This is a genomic window from Gymnodinialimonas phycosphaerae (genome assembly GCF_019195455.1).
Classification (GTDB): domain Bacteria; phylum Pseudomonadota; class Alphaproteobacteria; order Rhodobacterales; family Rhodobacteraceae; genus Gymnodinialimonas; species Gymnodinialimonas phycosphaerae.
Map to the genome: position 1 here is coordinate 2,416,181 of NZ_JAIMBW010000001.1, position 21,817 is coordinate 2,437,997.

Sequence of the window (21,817 nt, forward strand, 5' to 3'; positions counted from 1 at the left end):
CGGGCGTCATGTCAGTCCATGTTCGTTTTGTCAATTTTTGCGTTCGTTTTCATTCCCTATTTGCGCGATCTATCAGCGCTTCGACCTGCGGCCCCAGATCCTCGACGATCAGGGTGACCCCGGCTGCGTTCGGATGGATGCCGTCGCGTTGCATGAAATCCGAAACCTCCGCCCCCGCGTCCACCGAGGCGCGGAACCCGTTAAAAAAGTCGCGCGCCAGAAGCGTGCCGTAGCTATCCGCCAATGCCGGGTACATCCCGTTGAACTGTTGCTGATATTCGGCGCCATAGTTGCCGGAGGCCACGATGCCCACCAGCAGCACCTCCAGGTCTGCGCCCCGGGCGATTTGCATGATCCCGTCAAGGTTCGCACGGCTCACGTCCGGGTCGATACCGCGCAGGAAATCATTGCCACCAAGCGCCACGATCATCGCGTCGACCTGGGGTGTCAGGCTCCACTCCACGCGCGCCAAACCGCCCGCCGTCGTATCGCCCGAGACGCCCGCGTTGATGATGCGGACGTCGTTTCCCCGCGCTTCCAACCAATCGTGCAACTGGGGCACAAGGCCCTCTGCGTCGAACAAGCCGTAGCCCGCGGTCAGGCTGTCGCCCAGTGCAAGGATCGTCGTTTCCTCCGCCGCTGCCGGTGTGGCGAGCATCGCGAACAGGGCCACCTTGCCCCCCTGCCGCAAAGCCCCATATGACGTCACAAGTGAACGGAAGAGTTTAGACATGACGGCACTCCTATCTTTAACCGACGCGACATTGTCGTTGGACGGCAACGCGGGCCGCGTGGACATCCTGCATGGGATCACCCTTGAAGTGCAACGCGGCGAAACGTTGGCGCTGACGGGTCCATCGGGGTCTGGCAAATCGTCGCTCCTTATGGTGATGGGCGGGTTGGAGAAGGCCAGCGGCGGGTCCGTCATGGCGTTGGACCACGATCTGACCGCGATGACAGAGGACCAACTGGCCCGGTTTCGCCGTGAACATATGGGGGTGGTGTTCCAAAGCTTCCACCTGATCCCGACGATGACTGCGCTGGAAAACGTCGCCACGCCACTGGAACTGGCGGGCGTTGCGGATGCGTTCGACCGCGCCGAGGCCGAGTTGGACGCTATGGGGCTGGCCGCGCGGACCGGGCATTACCCCTCGCAGATGTCCGGCGGCGAGCAGCAGCGCGTGGCATTGGCGCGGGCCTCCGCGCCGCGCCCCGATATTCTTCTGGCCGATGAACCGACGGGCAACCTCGACGGTGCGACGGGCGCGCAGATCATGGATCTGCTGATGGCCCTGCGTGACCGTCACGGCGCGACGCTGATCCTTGTGACACACGCGCCGGAACTGGCTGCTCGATGCGACCGCGAAGTCCGCCTGCGTGACGGACGGATCGCTTCGTGAGCGTTGCCCTGAAAATTGCGCGACGTGAATTACGAGCCGGGTTTGGTAGCGGCCTGCGCGGGTTCCGTGTGTTTCTGGCCTGTTTGGCGCTTGGCGTCGCGGCGATTGCGGCCGTTGGCTCTGTCCGCGTGTCGATTGAGGAAGGCCTCGCCCGCGAAGGCGCCGTGATCCTGGGTGGCGATGCGGAACTGACCTTCACCTACCGCTTCGCCGATGATGCCGAGCGCGCCTTGATGGAAGACCTGGCCGACGAGGTATCGGAAACCGTCGACTTCCGCTCCATGGTTGTGGTCGACCGCGCCGAGGTCGAGCGGGGCTTGACCCAAGTGCGCGGGGTGGATGCCGCGTGGCCGCTTTACGGTGAGGTCGGTCTGGACCCGCCTATGACGATGGCGGAGGCGCTTGAAACCCGCGACCTGCCCGGCGCAGTCATCGCACCGCTTCTGGTGGACCGGCTGGCGCTGTCGGTGGGCGACACCTTCCGTCTTGGCACACAGGAATTCGAGTTGCGCGCCCTCCTGCTGGACGAGCCTGATGGTGCGTCCTCGGGCTTCGGGCTGGGGCCGCGAACAATCGTTTCCCTGCAAGGCCTTGAGGGGTCCGGCCTGATCCAGACCGGTACCTTGTACGAAAGTCAGTACCGGCTGCGTCTGCCCGAGGGGACGGACCTGGCCGATGCGGAAACAGCGGCTTCTCCGTTGGAGGCGACCGGCGCCCGGTGGCGCGACGCACGCAACGGCGCGCCGGGTGTGGCAGAGTTCATCGACCGCATCGGTGCGTTTCTGGTGCTGGTAGGCCTTGCGGGCCTTGCCGTGGGCGGTGTCGGCGTTGCAGCGGCCGTCCGCGCGTACCTGGACGGAAAAATCGCAACGATCGCGACGCTGAAAACCCTCGGTGCAGAGGGGCGTACGATCTTTGCCACCTACTTCCTTCAAGTCAGTGTTCTGACCGCGATGGGCGTCAGTTTGGGCCTGGTTCTTGGGGCCTTCGCGCCGCTGGCCTTCGCCCCGGTGATCGAGGCGATTTTACCCGTCCCCGTAGCGATCAGCGTCTATCCCGCTCCGCTTCTGGAGGCCGCCTGGTACGGCACGTTGACCGCAATGATCTTCACCCTTTGGCCCTTGGCGCGCACGGCGCAGGTGCGGGCGGCAGCACTGTTCAGGGATGCGTCAATCGGTGCTGCAGCTTGGCCAGAGTGGCGCTACGTCCTTGTGATCGTTGCACTTGCGGTAATCCTCGTAGGCTCTGCGGTGTGGGCGTCGGGCATCCCTCGGCTGGCGCTTGGGACAGCGGCGGGGCTGCTCTTTGCGCTGGCGCTCCTGGCGCTTGCTGCTTGGGGCATACGGGCCCTGTGCCGACGTCTGGCGCGGGCACGGTTCGTGCGCGGGCACACGGCGGTCCGCACCGCGTTGGGGGCCGTCGGCGGGCCGGGCTCCGAAGCCGGATCCGTGGTGCTGTCCCTTGGCCTCGGGCTTGCCGTGCTGGCCGCCGTGGGGCAGATCGACACCAACCTGCGCAGCGCCATTCAGCGCGATTTGCCGGACGTCGCCCCAAGCTATTTCTTCGTTGATATTCAACCCGATCAGCTTCAGCCCTTCCTCGACCGGGTCGAGAACGACCCTCAGGTCAGCCGGGTCGATACCGCCCCGATGTTGCGCGGTGTAATCACCCAGATCAGCGGCGTCAGCGCGCAGGAAGTGGCGGGCGATCACTGGGTGCTGCAAGGCGACCGGGGCGTGACCTACATGGCGGGCCCACCGCCCGACAGCGAAATCACGGCGGGCCAATGGTGGCCCGACGACTACACCGGCCCGCCACTGATCGCCTTCGCAGCAGAAGAGGCCGAGGAGATCGGGCTTGATCTGGGCGATGAGATCACCGTCAACGTTTTGGGCCGGGACATCACCGCAACAATCGCCGCCTTCCGCGAAGTATCCTTTGAAAACGCGGGCATAGGTTTCATCGTCACGATGAACGAGGCCGCGCTGGCGGGCGCACCGCACACCCATATCGCGACGGTCTACGCGGAAGAGGAAGCCGAAGCGCAGATCCTGCGCGATGTGGCGGGGGCAGCCCCGAACGTCACGGCCATCCTCGTCCGAGACGCGCTGGACCGTGTGGCCGAAGCCCTGCGCGGCATTGCGCGGGCGACCTCTTACGCCGCCCTCGCCACGCTGTTGACCGGCTTCGTGGTTCTGATCGGTGCGGCGGCAGCGGGCGAGCGGGGACGTGTGTTCGAGGCGGCTGTTCTGAAAACGCTTGGGGCGTCACGGGGCACGGTGTTGGCCAGTTTTGCCCTACGCGCCAGCCTGTTAGGGGCGGCCGCAGGGCTTGTCGCCATCTTCACCGGGGCCCTTGGCGGATGGGCCGTGATGACCTTCGTGATGGACACGGACTACGTGTTCGAGCCGATCTCGGCGCTTGCGATCATCCTGGGCGGCGCCAGTGCCACACTGCTGGCGGGTCTGGCCTTCGCGTGGCGCCCCCTCGCAAGCCGTCCGGCGCAGGTTCTGCGGGCACGCGGGTAGCGGCTTTTCCCTTGCCAAATCACCTGTGAATGCGCACCTGTGAAGGATGTTGAAATCGATGCGATCCTTTCTTGGGCGGAAATCTCGGGCCGAGGTGCCGGCGGAAGCTGAAACGCAGGCGACACAAGATATGCCGCTGCCCGAACATCAGACCTACATCATCGGCGATGTCCACGGACGCGCCGATCTTCTGGAACTGATGCTGGAACTGATCGATGCTCATATCGGCGGCACCTCGGCGGCGGATCCGAAGCTGGTTTTCGTGGGCGACTACATCGACCTAGGGCCGGATTCCGCCGTGGTTCTGGCGCGGATGAAAGAGTTGCAGGAAAGCTTCCCCGACAACGTGACCTGCCTGATGGGCAGTCACGAGCGGATGATGCTCGACTTTCTTGCCGATCCCGCCACGCGGGGGCCGCGCTGGTTGCGCTCGGGCGCGGTGGAGACCTTGCGCTCGTTCGGCATTGCAACCGCGGATCTGGAGGAAAGCCCGGAGTTCGACGCTTATCCCATTGCTGCCGCCACACTGCGCCGTCGCCTTCCTTCGGACACGTTGAAATGGCTTGAAAATCTGCCGCTCAGCTGGACGTCGGGCAACCTTTGGGCGGTCCATGCGGGGGCCGATCCGGGCCACGCCATGGACGACCAATCAGCCCGCGTTCTGCTTTGGGGGCACCCGGAATTCGACGGCGGGCCACGCGGCGATGACATCTGGATCGCCCATGGTCACACCGAGATCGATGCGCCGGTGGTGTCCGAGGGCCGGATCGGCACAGACACAGGCGCGTGGCGAACGGGGCGGTTGACAGCCTGCGCCGTGCGGACGAACGGACGGTATGATTTCCTCCAGACCTGACCGACACACCCGCCAAGGGTATATCAATCGTATATCAATTTCGTAGACGTGGTTAACGAGACAGCTTTTCCCGCGCCCCTTCTTCGATCTTGGTTTGCCACAGGGGGACGCCCGCGCGGAACGCGGCACGGCCGATCATATGGGCGGCGACGGGCGCAGTGATCAGCAGAAAGAGGATCGTCGCCACGGCACGGGTGATCGTGGGGATATCGCCGAAGAAGACGGCAACGGCGATCAGGATCAGGCCAGCGCCCAACGTTCCCGCCTTGGTGGATGCGTGCATGCGGATCAGCACATCGGGCAGGCGCAACACGCCCAGCCCCGCGACGAAGCAGAAGAAGCCGCCGGAAATGATGAGCCCGGCGATGATGTACTCCATCAACATGGCGACCCTCCGGTATCAACGTGGCAAATCGCTGGTTTGACGGTCATGGCGCGTCCTCCGTCCGGATCGAGTTCTTGGGCGGCAACGGCTCGGACCGACGTTGACTGCGGTCCACGAAGCGCGCCAACGCGACCGTTGCCAGAAATCCGATGATCGCCACGACAATGGCGACGTCCACGAAGGCGGTTACCCCCGATTGGATCGCATAGAGGCCGCAGAAGCTGACGATAAGCACAGTCATCATATCGAGCGCCACGATACGGTCGGGGAGCGACGGTCCTTTCACAAGGCGGATGAAGCCGCCAACGATGCCAAGCATCACGAGGATGAAGGAAATATCGATGGCAGTCACAAGGAGCGGGTTCATTCCATGGCCTCCTTCACGCGGCGCTCGACCCCTTCCTTGATCGCGCGACGGATCTCGTCGGGGTCATCGGCGAACATGGCGTGAATATAGAGCGTACGGCAATCCTCGCTTACATCCAACGAAAGCGTGCCGGGTGTCAGCGAAATGTAGTTCGTCAGGATCAGCAGCGCCATCTCTCGGTGGGAATCAAGCGGCACGGCGATGATACCGGGACGCGAGCGGTGCTGGGGTGTCAGCACGTCGATCACGACCTGTATGGAACCTTCGACCAGTTCCCAAAGGAAAGCCAGGATCAGCCTGACCCACGACGTGGCGCGGGTGAAGTACCGCTCTGTCCCCGGATAGAGGGGCCGCGTCACGAAAAGCGCGGCAGAGCCCAGCGCGAAGCCGATCAGCAGGTTGAGCTCGGAAAAATCACCGGTAAGGGCGGCCCAAGCGACGGCGAGGGCGACGTTGAGGGCAAAAACGTTCACGAGGCACCTCCCAATACAGCATCAATATATAGCTGCGGGTTCAGCAGTTGGTCAGCGGCGCGCTCGGCGAAAAGCACGAAGGGCTCTGGGAAGAGGCCAATGACGCAGGTGAGGGCGGCCAGCGCCGCGATGGGCAGCAGCAGCGCGGCGCGGTCCTTGGCAGGCAAGCTGGAAAGCTTGGGCTGCAATCCCGCAGGGTGCGGCTTCCAGAAGGCATTCCCCCAGATCTTGGTCATGGAATAGATCGTCAACAGGCCAACGATGAGGGCCACGGCCGAAATCCAGTAGTTGCCGTTCTCAAGCGCCGCTTTCACAAGGATGAACTTGGCCCAAAACCCCGAGAGCGGCGGGAACCCGGCCAGAGAGAACGCCGGAACCAGGAACAGCAGCGCCAGAAGCGGCGCGGTTTTGTAGAGGCCCCCGATCTGGTTGAGGTCGGTGGAGCCGGCGATGCGGCGTGTCACGCCCGCCACAAGGAACAGGTTCGCTTTTACGATGATGTGGTGCACGAGGTAGAAGACCGCGCCCACGATGGCCAGCGGCGTGAACAGCGCGAGGCCAAGGATCATGTAGCCGATCTGGGACACGATGTGGAAAGACAGGATGCGACGGAAGTCGTTCATCGCCGCCGCCCCCAGAACGCCCGTGACCATGGTGAAGCCTGCCACCCACAAAAGGATCGTGTGAGTGTAGGCCACGTCCGTGGTGAAGACCAACGTGAACATCCGCATCAGGGAATAGACACCCACCTTCGTCAAAAGGCCTGCAAAAATCGCGGAAACGCTGATGGCGGGCGTGTGGTAGCTGGCAGGAAGCCAGAAGAACAACGGGAAGACGGCGGCTTTGACGCCGAAGGCCACCATGAACATCACGGCGATCACGACCAGCAGGCCGGGGTTTTCCACGGTTTGCACGGCACTGTGCAGGTCCGCCATGTTGAGCGTTCCGGTCATCCCGTAAAGCAGGCCGATGCCGCTGAGGAACATGACGGTCGAGACGAGGTTGAGGGTCACGTACTTGATGCCCCCGTCCAGCTGTTGCCGATTGCCGCCCATGACCAGAAGGCCGAAGGACGAGATCAGCATCACCTCGAACCAGACGTAGAGGTTGAAGAGGTCGCCGGTCAGAAACGCGCCACAGACACCCGCCAGAAGCACTTGGTAGAGGGCGTGATAGCCGAGTTTTTCTTTCCGCTCTTCGATGTCGGCCAAGGCGTAAATGGCGATCGCCAGGCCGGTAATCCCGGTGATCACCACCATGACAGCCGACAAGAGGTCCGCGACCAGCGTGATGCCGAACGGCGCGGGCCATTCGCCCATTTGTGCGGCGACGACGCCTTGGTCCCAGACCTCGACCATCAGGATGATCGACGCGATCAGAAGGCCAGCGGAGCCCAGAACGCTAAGCCAGCGCCCCTCGGGCCCATGGCGAAACAGAAACGCCAGGACGGCGGTCGCGAAGGGGATGATGATGGGGGCGGCGAGGATCCAGCTCATTTGTCCGCCTCATAAGCGATATAGGCCTTGGAGGGGTCGGACGGCGTGTCCTCGACAGGCTCGGCCAGGCGCATTTCGTCGGAGTTCAGCGTGCCGAGGTTCTGATAGGTGCGGTAGACCAACGTCAGGGCGAAGGCGAAAAGGCCGAAGCCGATGACGATGGCGGTCAGCACAAGGGCCTGGGGCAGCGCGTTGGCGGCGTCGGCCAAGGGGGCGTAGTCGCCCTCGGGGATCAGGGGCGGCGACTCGGACGTCAGGCGGCCCGAGACGAAGATCGTCAGGTTGGCCGCGTTGGAGATCAGGATCAGCCCAAAGAGGAACCGCAACACGTTGCGGGCCAGCATCAGGTGGACGGCGGCGGCGACAAGAACGCCGACCATGATCGCGACAAGGAGTTCCATCAGACTTCATCCTCCAGCGCGAAAACAAGGGTGAGGATGGCGCCGAAAACCACGAGGTACACTCCGATATCAAAGAACAGGACAGAGCTGATCGGCAGCCCCTTGTCGTCGGGATCTGCCGGGTCCGCGCCCGCAAACCACCATTGGCCGGTAAAGAAGGCCTCGCCGAAGAAGACGGCGAACACGCCAGAGGCAAGCGCGATGCCAAGGCCGATCATGGCGATGTCCTGCGGCTCGTACTTCAGGGCCTGGCGGGCGGCAGCCGAGCCTTGGGCAATGGCGTAGAGGATGAACCCGGTAGACCCGATCAGCCCACCGATGAAGCCACCACCGGGCAGGTTGTGGCCGCGCAGCAGCATGAAGACCGAGAACAACAGAAGCAGAGCCGTCACAAGCCGCGTTGCCGCGTTGAGGATGATGGAGTTCATCATGGCTTGCCCTCCACGGTTGCGTCGGGGACGGCGGGCCCGCCACTTTGCGGCGCTTCGTCCTCGCGGATGGTGCCGTAGCGGGTGCCGCGCAGAAGGGCATAGGCCGACAGGGCGGCGACGACGACGACGGCGATCTCGCCGAAGGTATCAAGGGCACGGAAGTCCACCAGGATCACGTTGACGATGTTGCGCCCGTAAGCGTCAGGCCAGGAGGTCGCGTTGAAATACTCGGTCAGGCTCAGGTCGAGGTCGGATTGCAGAACCGCGACCAGCACCAGCGTCGTCAGCACGCCGACGGTGATCGACAGGGCCGCGTGGACGGGGCGGTTCGGCTCTGCGGTGCGGGTGCTGAGGTGGGGCAGTTTCAACATCGCGACAGCGACGAGCACGACCACCAGCGTTTCCACCAGCAACTGGGTAATCGCCACATCGGGGGCAGAGAAGATGATGAAGATCAACGCCACGCCGATGCCCACGACGCCAAGCGCCGCGATGGCGGTCATGCGCGATTGGGTCAGGGCGGTCAGCAGCGCCCCCGCCGTGATGAACAGCAGCACGGCCCAGTGTTTGAAGAGCAACCCATCGAATTCAGCGGCGACATCGACGCGGAAGTTGAGAACATCCTGCAAGTAAAGCGTGGCCCCGACGGCAACCGCGAAAGTGGCGAAGATGATAAAGACGTAGCGCTGAAGGATCCCGCTTTGCAGGTGCCGCGTCTGCCATCCGGCCAACGCCTTGAGACCATCAAGCCCGTGATCCCAGCCGGGATCGAACTTGATCGGGTTGGCGGAAATGATCGCGACCAGCAGGTCGCGCAGGCGAGCGTGCAGCAGGTAGAGGATAAAGCCGACGCCGAAAGTGACGAGCGACAGGATGAAGGCGGAATTCACCTCGCGGAACAGATAGAGGTCGACGGACACGTCGCTGCCGTAGACGGCATCCGTGGCGGGACCGACAAGCCAGACCTCGGGCACATCGGCAAAAATGCCAAAGTAGAACGACAGCGCGCCAAGGATGATCGGGCCAAGCCACATGGCCATGGGCCCCTCGGTCGTGTCCTTGAACCGCTCGGGCGTGCGCCCGAGGAAGGGACGCGCGACAGCGATACCGGCCGCGACGAACATCAGAGCGGAGGCTGCGAAGATCGTGCCGGTGATCCACAACATGGCCGTGTCCATGCCAAGGCCCGCCTTGTAAAGGAACTCCTTGCCGATGAAGCCCACGAAGGGTGGGATACCGGCCATGGAAATGGCCGCCAGCGCGCCTGCGAAGAAGGTGATGGGCATTTTGCGCGCCAACCCGCGCAGGTGCGCGACCTCTCGGGTGCCGGTCTGATTGTCGACGATGCCGATCATCAGGAACAGCGCGGCCTTGTAGAGGGAATGGACGACAAGGAACAACATCGCCGCCTTGATCGCGTCGCTGGTGCCCGCGCCAATGAAAAGCGTCAGCGCCCCCAGCGCCATCAGCGTCGTGTAGGCGAGGACCTGTTTGATGTCGGTTTGACGGATCGCCAGAACGCTTGCGAACACGGTCGTGAAGCCGCCCGCAATGACCAGCGCCCAGAACCACGGCTCGGTCCCGCCCAACGTGGGGTTCATGCGTGCCATCAGGTAGACACCGCCCTTCACCATCGTGGCCGAATGCAGATAGGCCGACACGGGCGTCGGCGCGGCCATGGCGTTGGGAAGCCAGAAGTGGAACGGAAACTGCGCGGACTTGGTAAACGCGCCCGCGAGGAAAAGGATCAGGATCGGAACATAAAGGTCATGGTTGCGGATCGCGTCGCCCATGCCCCGGATCTCGGTCAACGAATAGGTGCCAGCCGCCGCGCCCAGAAGGATCATGCCAGCCAGCAGGGCCAGGCCGCCCGCCCCGGTCACGAACAGCGCCTGAAGCGCGGAACGACGCGATTTGGCACTGTCGGAGTTGAACCCGATCAGCAGGTAGGAAGAGATCGTCGTCACCTCCCAGAAAACAAAAAGAGAGATCAGGTTGTCGGCCAGAACAAGGCCCAACATGCCGACCATGAAGGTCATGAAATATAGCACGAAGCGGGGATATTCCGGGTGATTGCCAAGATAGCGCGACGAATAGAGCGCCACCAAGGCGCCGATGCCCGAGATGAGCAACGCGAACGTCAATGACAGACCGTCGATCAGTATTTCCAGGCGGATATCTATGGAGGGGACCCAATCGATCCCGATCAGGGGTGTCTCGCCCGCGGCCACCGGCCCCAGGAACTGCGCGAACCACGCAAACAACAGCGCCGGGATCAGGACCGATATCCATCCTGCCGGGCCACCTGCGACCCGTGCTACCTCTTCCCCGCCTACTGCCACTTCAACTGCCCCTTATCTCCACCCATTCGGGCTTCTTCTCAGATCGCTGCCTTCAAGCGATGTCACAATGGTTGGCTGGTGTATCTCAAGTTGGCGCAAACCCTGCTTGCGTCCACCTTGTGGTGCACTTTTCTGAACCAGCCTCTTCCTTTCGGCAGATAGGACGGGCCTATTGATAGATCAATCCTTCGGCAATTTTATTTTTGATAGTTTATGCCAATGAAAGAGGTCGCCAACAAAACGGTCTGAAAGGATATCGCCCGAACGACCCGTGAGCGACTGACGGCAGGAGCCGCCCACGGGCGTTCGAGGTTGTGGACCTGCGTCGTCTGTGAGCACTGGAAGGGACAACCACCAGCACAGCAGGGCCACGTTTGGTCAGCGGCGCATGCCGCCCTCTGACCAAATTATTTGTCTCGGTGATGTTGAGTTAGAGGAGTTTTGATATAGCTCCAACCCAAGTGAACATGAATTCCCCATTGGAAAAAGCTATACGACCGTGCGCAATACCTCCCTCCCCTTCACCCTTCGACAGCTCCGCTATCTTGCAGCCTTGGAAGATACCCGCCATTTCCGCGAAGCCGCAGAGGCATGCGGGATTTCGCAACCCTCGCTGTCGGTACAGATCAAATCGCTGGAAGACTCGCTGGGATTGACCTTGGTGGAGCGCGGGCGCGGCCCGGTTCGGCTGACGCAGGCCGGGCGCGAGGTGACGCGCCGCGCCCGTGAGATCCTGGACGCGGGACAAGGCATCCTCGATTTGTCGGCAACGCTGCAATCGGGGCTTGGCGGCACGCTTCGGATGGGTACGTCGACCACGCTTGGGCCCTACCTGATGCCCCATGTCGTCGGCGACCTGCACCGGACCCACCCCGATCTGCGCCTTTATATCCGGGAGAACGCGCCAAGGGATCTGGTGCGGGAACTCAACGACGGCACCCATGATCTGATCCTGACCCAACTGCCCGTGCAAGGGGCACGACTGACATCCGCGCGGCTGTTCCGGGAACCCTTGGGCCTTGCGATGCCGATCGATCATGCGCTGACCGCGAAAGGCAACATCGATGGGCCCGAGCTTGCGGATCAGACCATCTTGTCCCTGTCGCCCGCCTATGCGCTGCATGACCAGATCAGCGCCCTGTGCGTGGAGACCGGAGCCCACATGTCGCGCGACTACGAGGGCACCTCGCTGGATGCGTTGCGGCAGATGGTGGCGCTGGACATGGGGCTGACGTTCCTGCCCGCGCTCTACGTCCGCTCGGAAATCGAGGGGCGCGCGAATGACGTCGTCGTGCGCCCTTTCCGGGGGCGGCGCTTCTCGCGCTCCATCGGATTGGTGTGGCGGTCGTCCTCCGGCGCGGCCCCGGCGTTCGAGCGTCTGGCGAGCGCAATCCGCGACACCGCGCGCCGTTTTCCGGAACTTGTGTTGGAAGGATAGCGGCAGCTTGTCGATGCCCTGCGGGCCTTCGCCGGGATCGACGTTAAAGGTCGGGGACCATTGACCTTCTGTGGTCATGGGGGAAGACTATCCACATGAAAGATTCATACGACCTGTCGGACCTTGACATGCTGGCCCGCGACTGCCTGACACGGGCCGGCGTCGGCGAGGCGACGGCGCAGATCGTGGCCCGGGATGTCGCCTTGTCCGAGGCGGCGGGGCATGCCGACAGTGGCTTCACCGCCCTGCTGCGCGACATTCGATTGATCCGCTACGGACGGCTTCTCCCCGATGCGGAGGTCACGATCACCACCCCTGCCCCATCAGTTTTTTGCGTGGACGCGGGCCACGGCTTTGCCGCCAGCGCCGTGTCGCAAGCCCTGCCCGCCGCAATCCTGGCCGCCCAGACACAGGGCATGGTGATGGTGCATCTGACGCGTGCCAGTGACCCGGGCACGTTGGCGGGGGCCATGGTCGAGATCGCAGGCGCAAACCTTGCGGCGGTGTCGTTGCGGACCCATGGCAAGGGCTTTGCCATCCGCCCGATGCGACGTCAGGTGATCGCGCTGGACGCTGGCGCGCAGACGATGCTGGACGCCCTTCTGGCCGTCGCACCACCGGCTGCGGATTCGCCGATGGGCGACCCCGTGGCAGAGTCCATCTGGCTGACGGTCCTGGATCCCCGCGTTACGGCGGCCGAAGAACTGCTGGCGCATCTGCCCGAGATGACCGCCACGCCGTCGGCCCAGGGGATCGCACTGGCGCCGGAGTTGTTGGTGCAGATCGTGAACGCCTGAGCCATGTCATCCACGCTTTTGAAGGGTTTGACACTGCGGGGCCTCGAAGTATTCGAGACGTTGGCGCGCACCGGCTCGGTCGCCGCCACGGCGACGGATCTGGGCATGAGCGCGCCCGCTGTCTCGCAGCAGATGAAGAACCTGTCGACCGCGCTTGGCGTCGATCTGGTTGACGCCTCGCGCCGCCCGATGGTGGTGACGCCTGCGGGGCGGCTGTTTCTGGCGCAAGCCAAAGAGGCCCTGCGCGCGCTACGGGCCGGGCAGAGGGACCTCAAGACACTGGATCTGAGCGAATTGGCATCGCTGTCCTTGGGCGTGATCGAGGATTTCGAGAACGAGGTGACGCCGCTGCTGACGACGCGACTGGCGGAGGCGATGAGCCAATGTGCCTTTCTGCTCCAGACCGGCCCCAGCCACGTGTTGCAGGCAAGGATCGCCGCCCGCGAGCTGGACATGGTGATCTGCGCCGCCGGAGCGGCGACGCCAAGGGGGACCGTTGCCCTGCCGCTGTTGGACGATCCCTATATCCTTGCTGTCCCGAAGGGGGTCGACGTGGCCCCGGGGTTGAAAGCGCTGGCCGATCTGCCGTTTCTGCGCCGCGATCTGGATCAGGTCATGGGCCAACAGATCGAAGCCTATCTGGCGCGCGCAGGCATCGCCCCGGCCCGGCGGTTCGAGATGGATTCGAACCAGTCGATCTCGGCGCTGGTGGCGGCGGGCACCGGCTGGACCATCACCACCGCCCTGTCGCTGGCCCGCGCCGGACGGTTCGCGGGCGGGATCGAAGCACACCCCCTGCCCGGTGAGCCGATGGCAAGGAAGATCGTGCTTTATGTCACGGCGGATTGGTCCGGCGGCATCCCCGAGCAGATCGCAGAGCTGGCGCGCGAGTTGATCGGCGTGCATTTCGCGGATCCGGGGCTGGAAAAGATGCCCTGGCTGGGGGACAGTTTTCGGGTGTTGTGAGGGGTTTCGCCCTGCTGACGCCGGGCGACGACGCGGGGGGCCAGCCCCCCGGCCCCCCGGAGTTGTATGGGCAAGATGAAGGAGCCCCCACCCTCGGGCCGTCGCAAGGGGGAACGGCGCGGGACGGCCCGGGGGGGGGCGCGTCAGCCCTTGACCGCCCCGGCCGTCAGGCCGCTGACGATCTGGCGCTGGAACACCATGACCAGCAGGAACAGCGGCGCGATGATCGAGACGGCTGCGGCCACGGCCACGACTTGATCGGTGGTGGTGGTCTCACGGTTGAAGAAGCCTGCGATGGCGGGGACCATGGTCTGGTTCGTGCCGTCCAGAAGCAGCGCCGTGATCAGGTAATCATTGTAGGCCAAAAGGAATGAGAACAGGCCCGTGGTGATCACGCCCGGCCACATCACCGGCATGATCACCCAGCGGAACGCCTGAAAGTGGGTGCAGCCGTCGACGCGGGCGGCCTCGTCCAGCTCGTTCGGGATGTTCTGGAAGAAGCTGCGAAGCATCCAGATGGTGAAAGGCTGATTGATCGACACCAGCACGGTGATCACGGCCAGCGGTTGGCCGTAGAGCGTGGGGGCGTTTTCGCCCAGAATGGGGCGCAGGATTTCGGCGGAGTTCACGAAAACCGGGAGGTATCCCGCCAACAGGACCGAGTGGGGCAGCGCGCGGAACACGAGCGCCATGATCAGCAGCCAGAAGGCGATGTTGGAGCCGGACCGCGCGAGGCCATAGCCTGCCAGCGTGCCGACGGTGAGCGAGATCGTCACCGTACCCCCCGTCACGATCAGCGAGTTGACGAAGTTGTTGTAGAAGCCCCGCTCCACCCAGATTGTCTGGTAATGCTCGGTCGTGAGGCCAATGATCGGTGCACCGAGCGGCCCAAGGATCGGGTTCAACACGCCGAGGATCGCAGGCAGGATCACGAAGAACACAAAGATGAAGGCCACGGCGTAGGCCATCGCGCCGATGATCCATCCGGCCCAGACCTGGCCCTTGGGGCTCCAATCTGTGACCCTGCGGGGCAGCCAGGTGAAGGCCAGCTTCAGGGCGAAAAACAGGACGGCGATGCCAAGGATGAGGTCGAGGGTCGACAGGCCATTGCCCCGGTCGCGGGTCACGGGGCCGAGGATCACGTCAAAGGGGTTTGCCGCGAAGGCATCCACCGGGGACTTGAAGCTCATCAAGGTGATCCAGACGATCGGAAACGCCGCCAGAAGGCACCAGAAGGCCAAGAAAGCCGCGGACCCGATTTTCAGACCCAAGGGCTGGCGCATGGCGCGGGGGGTGTCGCTCATTTCAGGGCCTTCGGCGGGGTGCTCAAGCTTGAGCAGCTATCTAAGCCATTGACAATAAACATTTTAGTGAGAGTTCCCTTTGTGATCACGCCATGTGCGGCGCAGGAGCGGGATCAGAAGCACCACGATCCCCAGCATCGTCAGCATCGACGAAGCCGACGCCCGCGAGAAGGCGCGGTTTCCGGCATCATCGGGGCGGAGGAAATCAAACGTCAAGTATTGGAGCGAGGTCACATGGGCCTCGGCCCGGAAGCCCACGATCTCATCAAAGACGCGGTAGGCGTCCATCAGGTGGATCAGCGCGATGAACACGATCAGCGGCATCAGGTGCGGGATGACCACGTAGCGCAGCCGGTCCCAGCGGGACGCCCCGTCGATGATCGCGCTTTCCAGTGTATCCTGGTTCACGGTTTGCAGGCCCGCGTAGAAGATCACGAAGGCAAAGGGCGCCACGTGCCAGACGCGGTAGAACAGCATCAGCAACTCGATCGTCCAGCCCTGGGCGAACATGGCGATGTCGCGATCCAGCCATGCCTCGATCCCGCGGGTCAGGATGCCGTCGCCCACGAACAGCCAGTAGATCGAGAGAGACCCGATGACCGGCGTGATGATGAAGGGCAGCAGAGACACGAAGATGATCGGGCCGCGCAGGGCCTTGGCGGCGCTGTTGACGGCCAGCGCAATCGCCAGGCCGACGCCGATCACGAACGGCAGCGTCACGAGGGTGAACATCAGGGTGAAGCGCAGGGCGGACCAGAAGTTGATCTGCATCAGGGCGTTATAGTCCAGGGCCTTGATCGCCTCCCACGCGCGCTGGGGCTCCAGCACGCGGGCATAGGACAGGAAGCCGACCCATTCGGTGGTGGTGACGATGTCGCCGGTTTCGTCATCGATGACCGGCACGGTTTGCAGATCGGTCGTACACGTCTGCGCCAGGAAGCCCGCCGAGCAGGTTTCAACCTCCACCTGCTGCACCACGGGCTGGGTGATCTGGAACGATCCGAGGAAAACAGAAGTAAGGGGAGCTGCGATGAACAACAGCATCAGGAACAGGGACGGCGCGACGAACCAGATGAATGTCTTGAACTTCATGGTTGGGGTTCCTGTCCGGTGGTGCCGGGGCCAGAAAGGTGGCCCCGGCGGATCTTGAGGTTGCGGGGTTTTCGCGACCCGCGTGCCGGTTACTCCAGCAAGCCCGCTTCTTGTGCGGCGACCGTATAGGCGGCCTCGACGGCGGCGAGCGCCTCTTCCGCCGACAAATCGCCGGTGAAGAAGGCAGGAAGCTCGTTCCCCAAAGCGGTGTGCATCAGGCCCATCTGGGTCGTGGACGGATAGGCGGGCGGCGCGGGGTTGGCCGTGGCCGAGGCGATGGCACCGGTGGCCATGGCGTTGGGCTCATACCCATCGATCAGCCAGATCGCGGCATCGGGCGCGGCGGCAACGGTTTCGGAAGAGATGCCTTCCATCGCCAGGCGGAAGGCGTTGTCTGCCTCTTCATCCGAGATGTTGGCCGCGACGACAATGCCGTCCCACCACAGCGTGGTGGCGGGCGCGCCGCCTTCCATGGCGAGCGGAGCCGCCGCCGAGCCGACAAGACCAACGACCTGGCTTTCCGCCTCATCGTTCATGGCACCGCCGCGCGATGCCCAGAGGTTGGCCATCGCGATGGAGCCCTGCTGGAACTGCTGCTGCACGTATGTGGAATCCGACACGAGGAATTCGGGGTCCATGTATTCCGTCAGGCGCATCATCATGTCGAGCGCGGCCAGACCGGCTTCGGAGTTCACGTTGGGGGTGTTGTCGTCGTTGACGAAATCACCGCCGAAGCCGCCGAACATGTTGACGAATTCCTGCGCAAGGTTCCATCCGGCCTTCATGGTGCCGCCCATGGGATAATCCACGACACCTGCTTCCTGGATCGTTTCGGCGGCGGCCAAGACCTCTTCCCACGTCGTGGGCGTCTCGATGCCGAGGTCGGACAGGATGTCCTCGCGGTACATCAGGTGTTGGACGTTGACCATCATGGCGACGGCCATGGTTTCCCCGTCGATCTGGATCAACTGGTTGGGCGTCAGATGCGCGCCATAGGCGGCGATCAGGTCATCGAGCGGGCGAATCGTTTCCTGGTTCAGGAGCGGGGTGATCGTGCCGTTGGACACGCCGCCGATTTGGTAAAGCGACGGGGACGCCGCGAAGCCTTCGGGCTGCTTGGTGCGGAATTCCTGGTCCAGCTCGGGCGTGAAGTTGCCGCATTCGGCCATCGCATCGGTCACGGCAACCCAGGCCTCGAACGCGGCGGACAGCATGGTGACTTCGGACGTGTTTTCAAAGCTGCACTCAGCGTAAGCGCCGGTAGCGGCAAGCGAGACGGCGCCCGCGAGGGCAAGTCGTTTCACGTACATCGGATATCTCTCCCGTTGGTTTTTCGAGCCTGACAGGTGTGCCCCGCATGGCCCTTGTTCATGTATGTTGGGGCCAAGAAAAGCGGCCCGTTCCCTAAGCATGCGATTTTTGCATAGGTTTGCAAGAATACGCTAGTGTCCCGTTTGGCGATCTGGCAAGTGTTTTTCCAATCATGGCGCGGACAGGGACGAACATGGGCGATACACGGGCGAAACTCCAAGCGTTTTTGGCCAGCTTGTTCCACGCCAGAGCCGAGGATTTACAGGCACTTGCGGCAAAGGGCTTCGCGGCAGATGCGCGGGTCGAGGTGTCTAGCCCCGTGGGCACGCTGATCGGGCCTGCGCAGATCGTGACGGGGTTGATCGCCCCGCTGCGCGCGGCGTTCGCGCCCGCCCGCCGCCGCGACCTGATGATCTTCGGCGGCCAGAATCGCCGCGACTATGGGGGCGAGTGGGTCACGTCGATCACCCATATCACCGGGCTGTTCACGGCGCCGTTGTGGGGTGTGCAGCCGTCAGGCAAGTTGGCCTACCTGCGGATCGGAGAATTCTGGCGGGTGGAAAACGGCCTGATCGTCGAGGCGCGGCTGATCGTGGATGTGCTGGACCTGATCCACCAGACGGGTGTTTGGCCTCTGGCCGAGGGCCATTACGGCGCGCCGGTCGTTTTTCCCTCCCCCGCAACGCAGGATGGGCTTTGTCCGTCCAACCGCGAAGACGGCGCAGCGGCGCTGGATGTGGTGGAGGCGATGTTGTCTGCGCTTCACGTCTATGACCCCGACAGCTTCGGGTCCGATGGCCAGGTGGGCGCGGGCGGCACATGGGCGCCGGACTTCGCGTGGTACGGGCCCGGCGGCATCGGCTCCACGGTATCGTGGCCCGGCTTCGTGGATCACCACCGCGCGCCCTTCCTGCGTGCCTTTCCCGATCGCAAGGGCGGCAACCACTATGCGCGCGTGGGCGACGGCAATTACGCCGCCGTGTCGGGCTGGCCCTCGATGACGATGACCCACCGCGATACCTATCTGGGCGTGCCCGCGACGGGGAAGGCCCTGACGCTGCGGGTGATGGATTTTTACCGGGTCGAGCACGGGCTGATCGCGGAAAACTGGGTGCTTCTGGACTACATCGATTTGTTGCAGCAAATGGGCGTGGATGTGATCGCACAGGCGGCGCAGCAGCTGTAGTAAAGATTTTTACGCGCTAGGGTCACAGCCGTAAATCACCCTGACACGATTTTCTGCGTCATTAAGAAACCTTCCTCTGATTGGCCAATCCCTGCCATGTTGGCCCCGAAACAGATCGCCTGGCGGCCGGGAGGGCCGTACCCTGGGGTGATCTGTTGGGGGAGGCTCGCATGATTAACGACTGCCGTGACATCACACCGCCTGCTTGCTGGTGCACGTCCGCGTCACGCCCCCCGATCCGTCTGACCCGAGCCTGCACCAAGAGCGCCGCTCGACCCACTTTCTAGGAGAGACAACCGTGCCCAACGAAAACATGCCCCCCCTGTTGAACGACGCCCATATCGATGCGGCCAAGTATGACGAGATGTATGCCGCCTCCATGGCGGACCCGGATGCGTTCTGGGGCGAGCATGGGAAGCGGCTGGACTGGATCAAACCCTACACCAAGGTCAAGAACACCTCTTTCGCCCATGACGACGTGCATGTGAAATGGTTCGAGGACGGCACCCTGAACGTCAGCGCCAATTGCATCGACCGCCACCTGGCCAAGCGCGGCGATCAGACCGCGATCCTGTTCGAGCCGGACGAGCCCGGTGATGGTGCGCAGCACATCACCTATAACGAGTTGCACGAAAAGGTCAGCCGCTTTGCCAATGTGCTGAAGGAATTGGGCGTGAAGCGCGGCGACCGCGTCGTCCTGTACCTGCCGATGATCCCCGAAGCGGCCTATGCGATGCTGGCCTGCACGCGGATCGGTGCCGTCCATTCGATCGTCTTCGCGGGTTTCTCTGCTGACGCCCTTAGTGCACGGATCAACGGATCGGGCGCAAAGCTGGTCATCACTGCCGACGGCGCCCCGCGCGGCGGCCGCGTCACCGAGTTGAAGGACAACGTCAACAAGGCGCTGTTGCACAACGTCATCGACACCAAGTGCCTTGTGGTCAAGCGCACCGGCGATCAGGTCGCCTGGGTCGGGGGCCGGGACATCTGGTACGACGACGTGGCAAGCCGCGTCAGCGCCGATTGCCCGCCCGAGGAAATGAACGCCGAAGATCCGCTGTTCATTCTCTATACCTCAGGCTCGACCGGGCAGCCCAAGGGCGTGGTGCATACCACCGGCGGCTACCTCGTCTATGCCTCGATGACGCACGAATACACCTTCGACTACAAGGAGGGCGATGTTTTCTGGTGCACAGCGGACGTGGGCTGGGTCACGGGCCACAGCTACATCGTCTATGGCCCGCTGGCCAACGGCGGCACCACGCTGATGTTCGAAGGTGTGCCCACCTACCCCGATGCCGGCCGCTTCTGGGAGGTCTGCGAAAAGCACAAGGTGAACCAGTTCTACACCGCCCCCACCGCCATCCGCGCGCTGATGGGAAAGGGCACGTCGTTCGTGGAGAAATACGACCTGAGCAGCCTGAAACTGCTGGGAACCGTGGGCGAAAATATCAACCCCGAGGCCTGGAATTGGTACAATGAGAACGTCGGCAAGGGCAAATGCCCCATCGTCGACACCTGGTGGCAGACGGAAACCGGCGGTCACATGATGACGCCCCTGCCCGGCGCGCATGCCTTGAAACCGGGATCGGCCCAGAAGCCGTTCTTCGGGGTGAAACCCTTGGTGCTGGAGCCGACCAGCGGTGAGGTGATCGAGGGCAATGACGTCGAAGGCGTGTTGGTCATCGCCGATAGCTGGCCCGGCCAGATGCGCACCGTCTGGGGCGACCATGATCGCTTCGTGGCCACCTACTTCAGCGACTACAAGGGCTATTACTTCAGTGGCGACGGCTGCAAGCGCGACGCGGACGGCGAATACTGGATCACGGGCCGCGTGGACGATGTGATCAACGTCTCGGGCCACCGCATGGGCACGCCTGAAATCGAAAGCGCATTGGTCGCCCATGAAACGGTGTCAGAGGCCGCCGTGGTCGGCTACCCGCATCCGGTCAAGGGCCAGGGCATCTACTGCTACGTCACCCTGATGAATGACGAGACGCCCTCGGACGAGTTGAAGGCCAAGCTACAGGCCTGGGTCCGTCAGGAGATTGGCCCGATCGCCAAGCCCGATGTCATCCAATGGGCGCCGGGCCTGCCCAAGACACGGTCCGGCAAGATCATGCGTCGTATCCTGCGCAAGATCGCCGAAAATGACTATGGGGCTTTGGGCGATACCTCGACCCTCGCCGATCCGTCGGTGGTCGACGATCTGATCGCCAACCGCGCCGACGTATAAGTCCCCCCGTCCCCGCCTTTTGGACAAGGGCGGGGACGGGTTGCGAAAAATGCTGCACTGCGGCATAGTGGTGGAGCAGTTTCCCGGAGCGCCCCTTGATGGCACGTAAACCCCTCTACCAAATCGTCGAAGCCGACATGGTTTCCCGAATCGCCACTGGCGCGTGGGAGGTTGGCCGCCGCTTGCCCAATGAGTTCGGGCTTGCCGATGAGTTCAACGTCAGCCAAGGCACCATGCGCCGCGCGCTGATCACCCTGGAGCAGAAGGGTTTCCTGAGCCGCAAGCCCGGGCGCGGCACGATCGTCGCGGCGCAAGCCCCCGTGACCGAGGCCAGCGCCACAGCGCTGCCCCGCCTGCTGGACGCCACTGGCTCGCCGTTGGTGATGGAGCCGTTTCGGGGCCGCTCGGGCACCCGGGCCGCAACGCCCGCTGAGGCGGATCTGTTGGGCACTGCCCGTGTTGCCTACCTGGAACGGACGCTGAAGCACGCGGGCGCGCGTGCGGCCCTGGAAGAGTTGGTCGTATCCGAGGCCACCCTTCCGACCCTGTCCGAGGACGCCGCACCCGATCTGACCCAGCACCTTGCAGAGGCAAACCTTGCCGCCGACCGCATCGAGGCCACAGCCCATGCCGAGGTCACCGACATGGCGCAATCCGTCGCCCTGTCCACGGACCGCCACACGGCGCTGTTGTGCGTGCGTTCGGTGGCGTTTGACGCCTCTGGCACGGCGATCGCGGTGCAACGACTGAAACTAGCGGTTCCAGGCGCGCAATTGGTGCATATTTCCGGTTGACGCTTCCCCTTCCC

Annotated in this window: 20 protein-coding genes; 9 read left to right on the forward strand and 11 right to left on the reverse strand. The window is 63.5% G+C overall.

Going from position 1 to position 21,817, the window contains the following annotated elements:
* Positions 1-49: 49 nt before the first annotated feature.
* Positions 50-733: an arylesterase gene (locus KUL25_RS11975; protein WP_257893144.1), complete on the reverse strand. Its 684-nt coding sequence runs from the start codon at positions 731-733 to the stop codon at positions 50-52.
* On the opposite strand from KUL25_RS11975, the gene KUL25_RS11980 reads away from it, so the two are divergent.
* Genes KUL25_RS11980 through KUL25_RS11990 form a run of 3 tightly spaced genes read left to right on the forward strand, consistent with a single transcriptional unit; the run spans position 732 to position 4,784 of the window.
* Complete coding sequence (locus tag KUL25_RS11980) at positions 732-1,400, forward strand: ABC transporter ATP-binding protein (RefSeq protein ID WP_257893145.1); 669 nt, start codon at positions 732-734, stop codon at positions 1,398-1,400. The genes KUL25_RS11975 and KUL25_RS11980 overlap by 2 nt on opposite strands.
* Entirely contained in the window at positions 1,397-3,928 is a 2,532-nt protein-coding gene (locus KUL25_RS11985; protein WP_257893146.1) for an ABC transporter permease, read from the forward strand. The genes KUL25_RS11980 and KUL25_RS11985 overlap by 4 nt, the downstream gene beginning before the upstream one ends.
* Before the next feature lie 46 nt (positions 3,929-3,974).
* Positions 3,975-4,784, forward strand: a complete 810-nt coding sequence (locus KUL25_RS11990) for a metallophosphoesterase (RefSeq protein ID WP_257893147.1) — start codon at positions 3,975-3,977, stop codon at positions 4,782-4,784.
* Positions 4,785-4,836: 52 nt separating this feature from the next.
* On the opposite strand, the gene mnhG is transcribed toward KUL25_RS11990, so the two are convergent.
* Genes mnhG through KUL25_RS12025 form a run of 7 tightly spaced genes read right to left on the reverse strand, consistent with a single transcriptional unit; the run spans position 4,837 to position 10,679 of the window.
* Entirely contained in the window at positions 4,837-5,169 is a 333-nt protein-coding gene (gene mnhG / locus KUL25_RS11995) for a monovalent cation/H(+) antiporter subunit G (RefSeq protein WP_257893148.1), read from the reverse strand.
* Positions 5,170-5,212: 43 nt separating this feature from the next.
* Positions 5,213-5,536: an MrpF/PhaF family protein gene (locus KUL25_RS12000; RefSeq protein WP_257893149.1), complete on the reverse strand. Its 324-nt coding sequence runs from the start codon at positions 5,534-5,536 to the stop codon at positions 5,213-5,215.
* Positions 5,533-6,009: a Na+/H+ antiporter subunit E gene (locus KUL25_RS12005; protein WP_257893150.1), complete on the reverse strand. Its 477-nt coding sequence runs from the start codon at positions 6,007-6,009 to the stop codon at positions 5,533-5,535. Before KUL25_RS12005 ends, KUL25_RS12000 begins: the two co-directional genes overlap by 4 nt.
* Positions 6,006-7,505, reverse strand: a complete 1,500-nt coding sequence (locus tag KUL25_RS12010) for a Na+/H+ antiporter subunit D (protein ID WP_257893151.1) — start codon at positions 7,503-7,505, stop codon at positions 6,006-6,008. The genes KUL25_RS12005 and KUL25_RS12010 overlap by 4 nt, the downstream gene beginning before the upstream one ends.
* Positions 7,502-7,906: a Na+/H+ antiporter subunit C gene (locus KUL25_RS12015; protein WP_068359190.1), complete on the reverse strand. Its 405-nt coding sequence runs from the start codon at positions 7,904-7,906 to the stop codon at positions 7,502-7,504. Before KUL25_RS12015 ends, KUL25_RS12010 begins: the two co-directional genes overlap by 4 nt.
* The gene (locus KUL25_RS12020; RefSeq protein WP_257893152.1) at positions 7,906-8,337 is read right to left on the reverse strand and encodes a Na+/H+ antiporter subunit B; all 432 of its coding nucleotides are present in this window, start codon (positions 8,335-8,337) and stop codon (positions 7,906-7,908) included. Before KUL25_RS12020 ends, KUL25_RS12015 begins: the two co-directional genes overlap by 1 nt.
* Positions 8,334-10,679 (reverse strand): putative monovalent cation/H+ antiporter subunit A, encoded by a 2,346-nt coding sequence (locus KUL25_RS12025; RefSeq protein WP_257893153.1) that lies wholly within the window; start codon positions 10,677-10,679, stop codon positions 8,334-8,336. The genes KUL25_RS12020 and KUL25_RS12025 overlap by 4 nt, the downstream gene beginning before the upstream one ends.
* A gap of 499 nt (positions 10,680-11,178) precedes the next feature.
* Here KUL25_RS12025 and KUL25_RS12030 point away from each other — a divergent pair, with 499 nt between their 5' ends.
* The 3 genes from KUL25_RS12030 (at position 11,179) to KUL25_RS12040 (ending at position 13,880) form a co-directional block, all read left to right on the forward strand.
* Positions 11,179-12,117 (forward strand): hydrogen peroxide-inducible genes activator, encoded by a 939-nt coding sequence (locus KUL25_RS12030; RefSeq protein ID WP_257893154.1) that lies wholly within the window; start codon positions 11,179-11,181, stop codon positions 12,115-12,117.
* A gap of 95 nt (positions 12,118-12,212) precedes the next feature.
* On the forward strand, positions 12,213-12,914 hold the full coding sequence (locus tag KUL25_RS12035; RefSeq protein WP_257893155.1) for an Ldh family oxidoreductase: 702 nt from the start codon (positions 12,213-12,215) through the stop codon (positions 12,912-12,914).
* A gap of 3 nt (positions 12,915-12,917) precedes the next feature.
* Entirely contained in the window at positions 12,918-13,880 is a 963-nt protein-coding gene (locus KUL25_RS12040; RefSeq protein WP_257893156.1) for a LysR family transcriptional regulator, read from the forward strand.
* Positions 13,881-14,023: 143 nt separating this feature from the next.
* Here KUL25_RS12040 and KUL25_RS12045 read toward each other — a convergent pair whose 3' ends face one another.
* From KUL25_RS12045 to KUL25_RS12055, 3 genes are all read right to left on the reverse strand, one after another.
* The gene (locus tag KUL25_RS12045; protein ID WP_257893157.1) at positions 14,024-15,184 is read right to left on the reverse strand and encodes a carbohydrate ABC transporter permease; all 1,161 of its coding nucleotides are present in this window, start codon (positions 15,182-15,184) and stop codon (positions 14,024-14,026) included.
* A gap of 63 nt (positions 15,185-15,247) precedes the next feature.
* Positions 15,248-16,276, reverse strand: a complete 1,029-nt coding sequence (locus KUL25_RS12050) for a carbohydrate ABC transporter permease (protein ID WP_257893158.1) — start codon at positions 16,274-16,276, stop codon at positions 15,248-15,250.
* Positions 16,277-16,365: 89 nt separating this feature from the next.
* A complete protein-coding gene (locus tag KUL25_RS12055; RefSeq protein WP_257893159.1) occupies positions 16,366-17,586 on the reverse strand; it encodes an ABC transporter substrate-binding protein in 1,221 nt (406 codons plus the stop codon).
* Positions 17,587-17,780: 194 nt separating this feature from the next.
* On the opposite strand from KUL25_RS12055, the gene KUL25_RS12060 reads away from it, so the two are divergent.
* The 3 genes from KUL25_RS12060 (at position 17,781) to KUL25_RS12070 (ending at position 21,803) form a co-directional block, all read left to right on the forward strand.
* Positions 17,781-18,773: an ester cyclase gene (locus tag KUL25_RS12060; RefSeq protein WP_257893160.1), complete on the forward strand. Its 993-nt coding sequence runs from the start codon at positions 17,781-17,783 to the stop codon at positions 18,771-18,773.
* A 313-nt stretch (positions 18,774-19,086) separates the two neighbouring features.
* Positions 19,087-21,009, forward strand: coding sequence for an acetate--CoA ligase (gene acs, locus KUL25_RS12065; protein ID WP_257894855.1), 1,923 nt, complete (start codon positions 19,087-19,089; stop codon positions 21,007-21,009).
* 98 nt (positions 21,010-21,107) lie between these two features.
* Complete coding sequence (locus tag KUL25_RS12070; RefSeq protein ID WP_257893161.1) at positions 21,108-21,803, forward strand: GntR family transcriptional regulator; 696 nt, start codon at positions 21,108-21,110, stop codon at positions 21,801-21,803.
* Positions 21,804-21,817 lie beyond the last annotated feature (14 nt).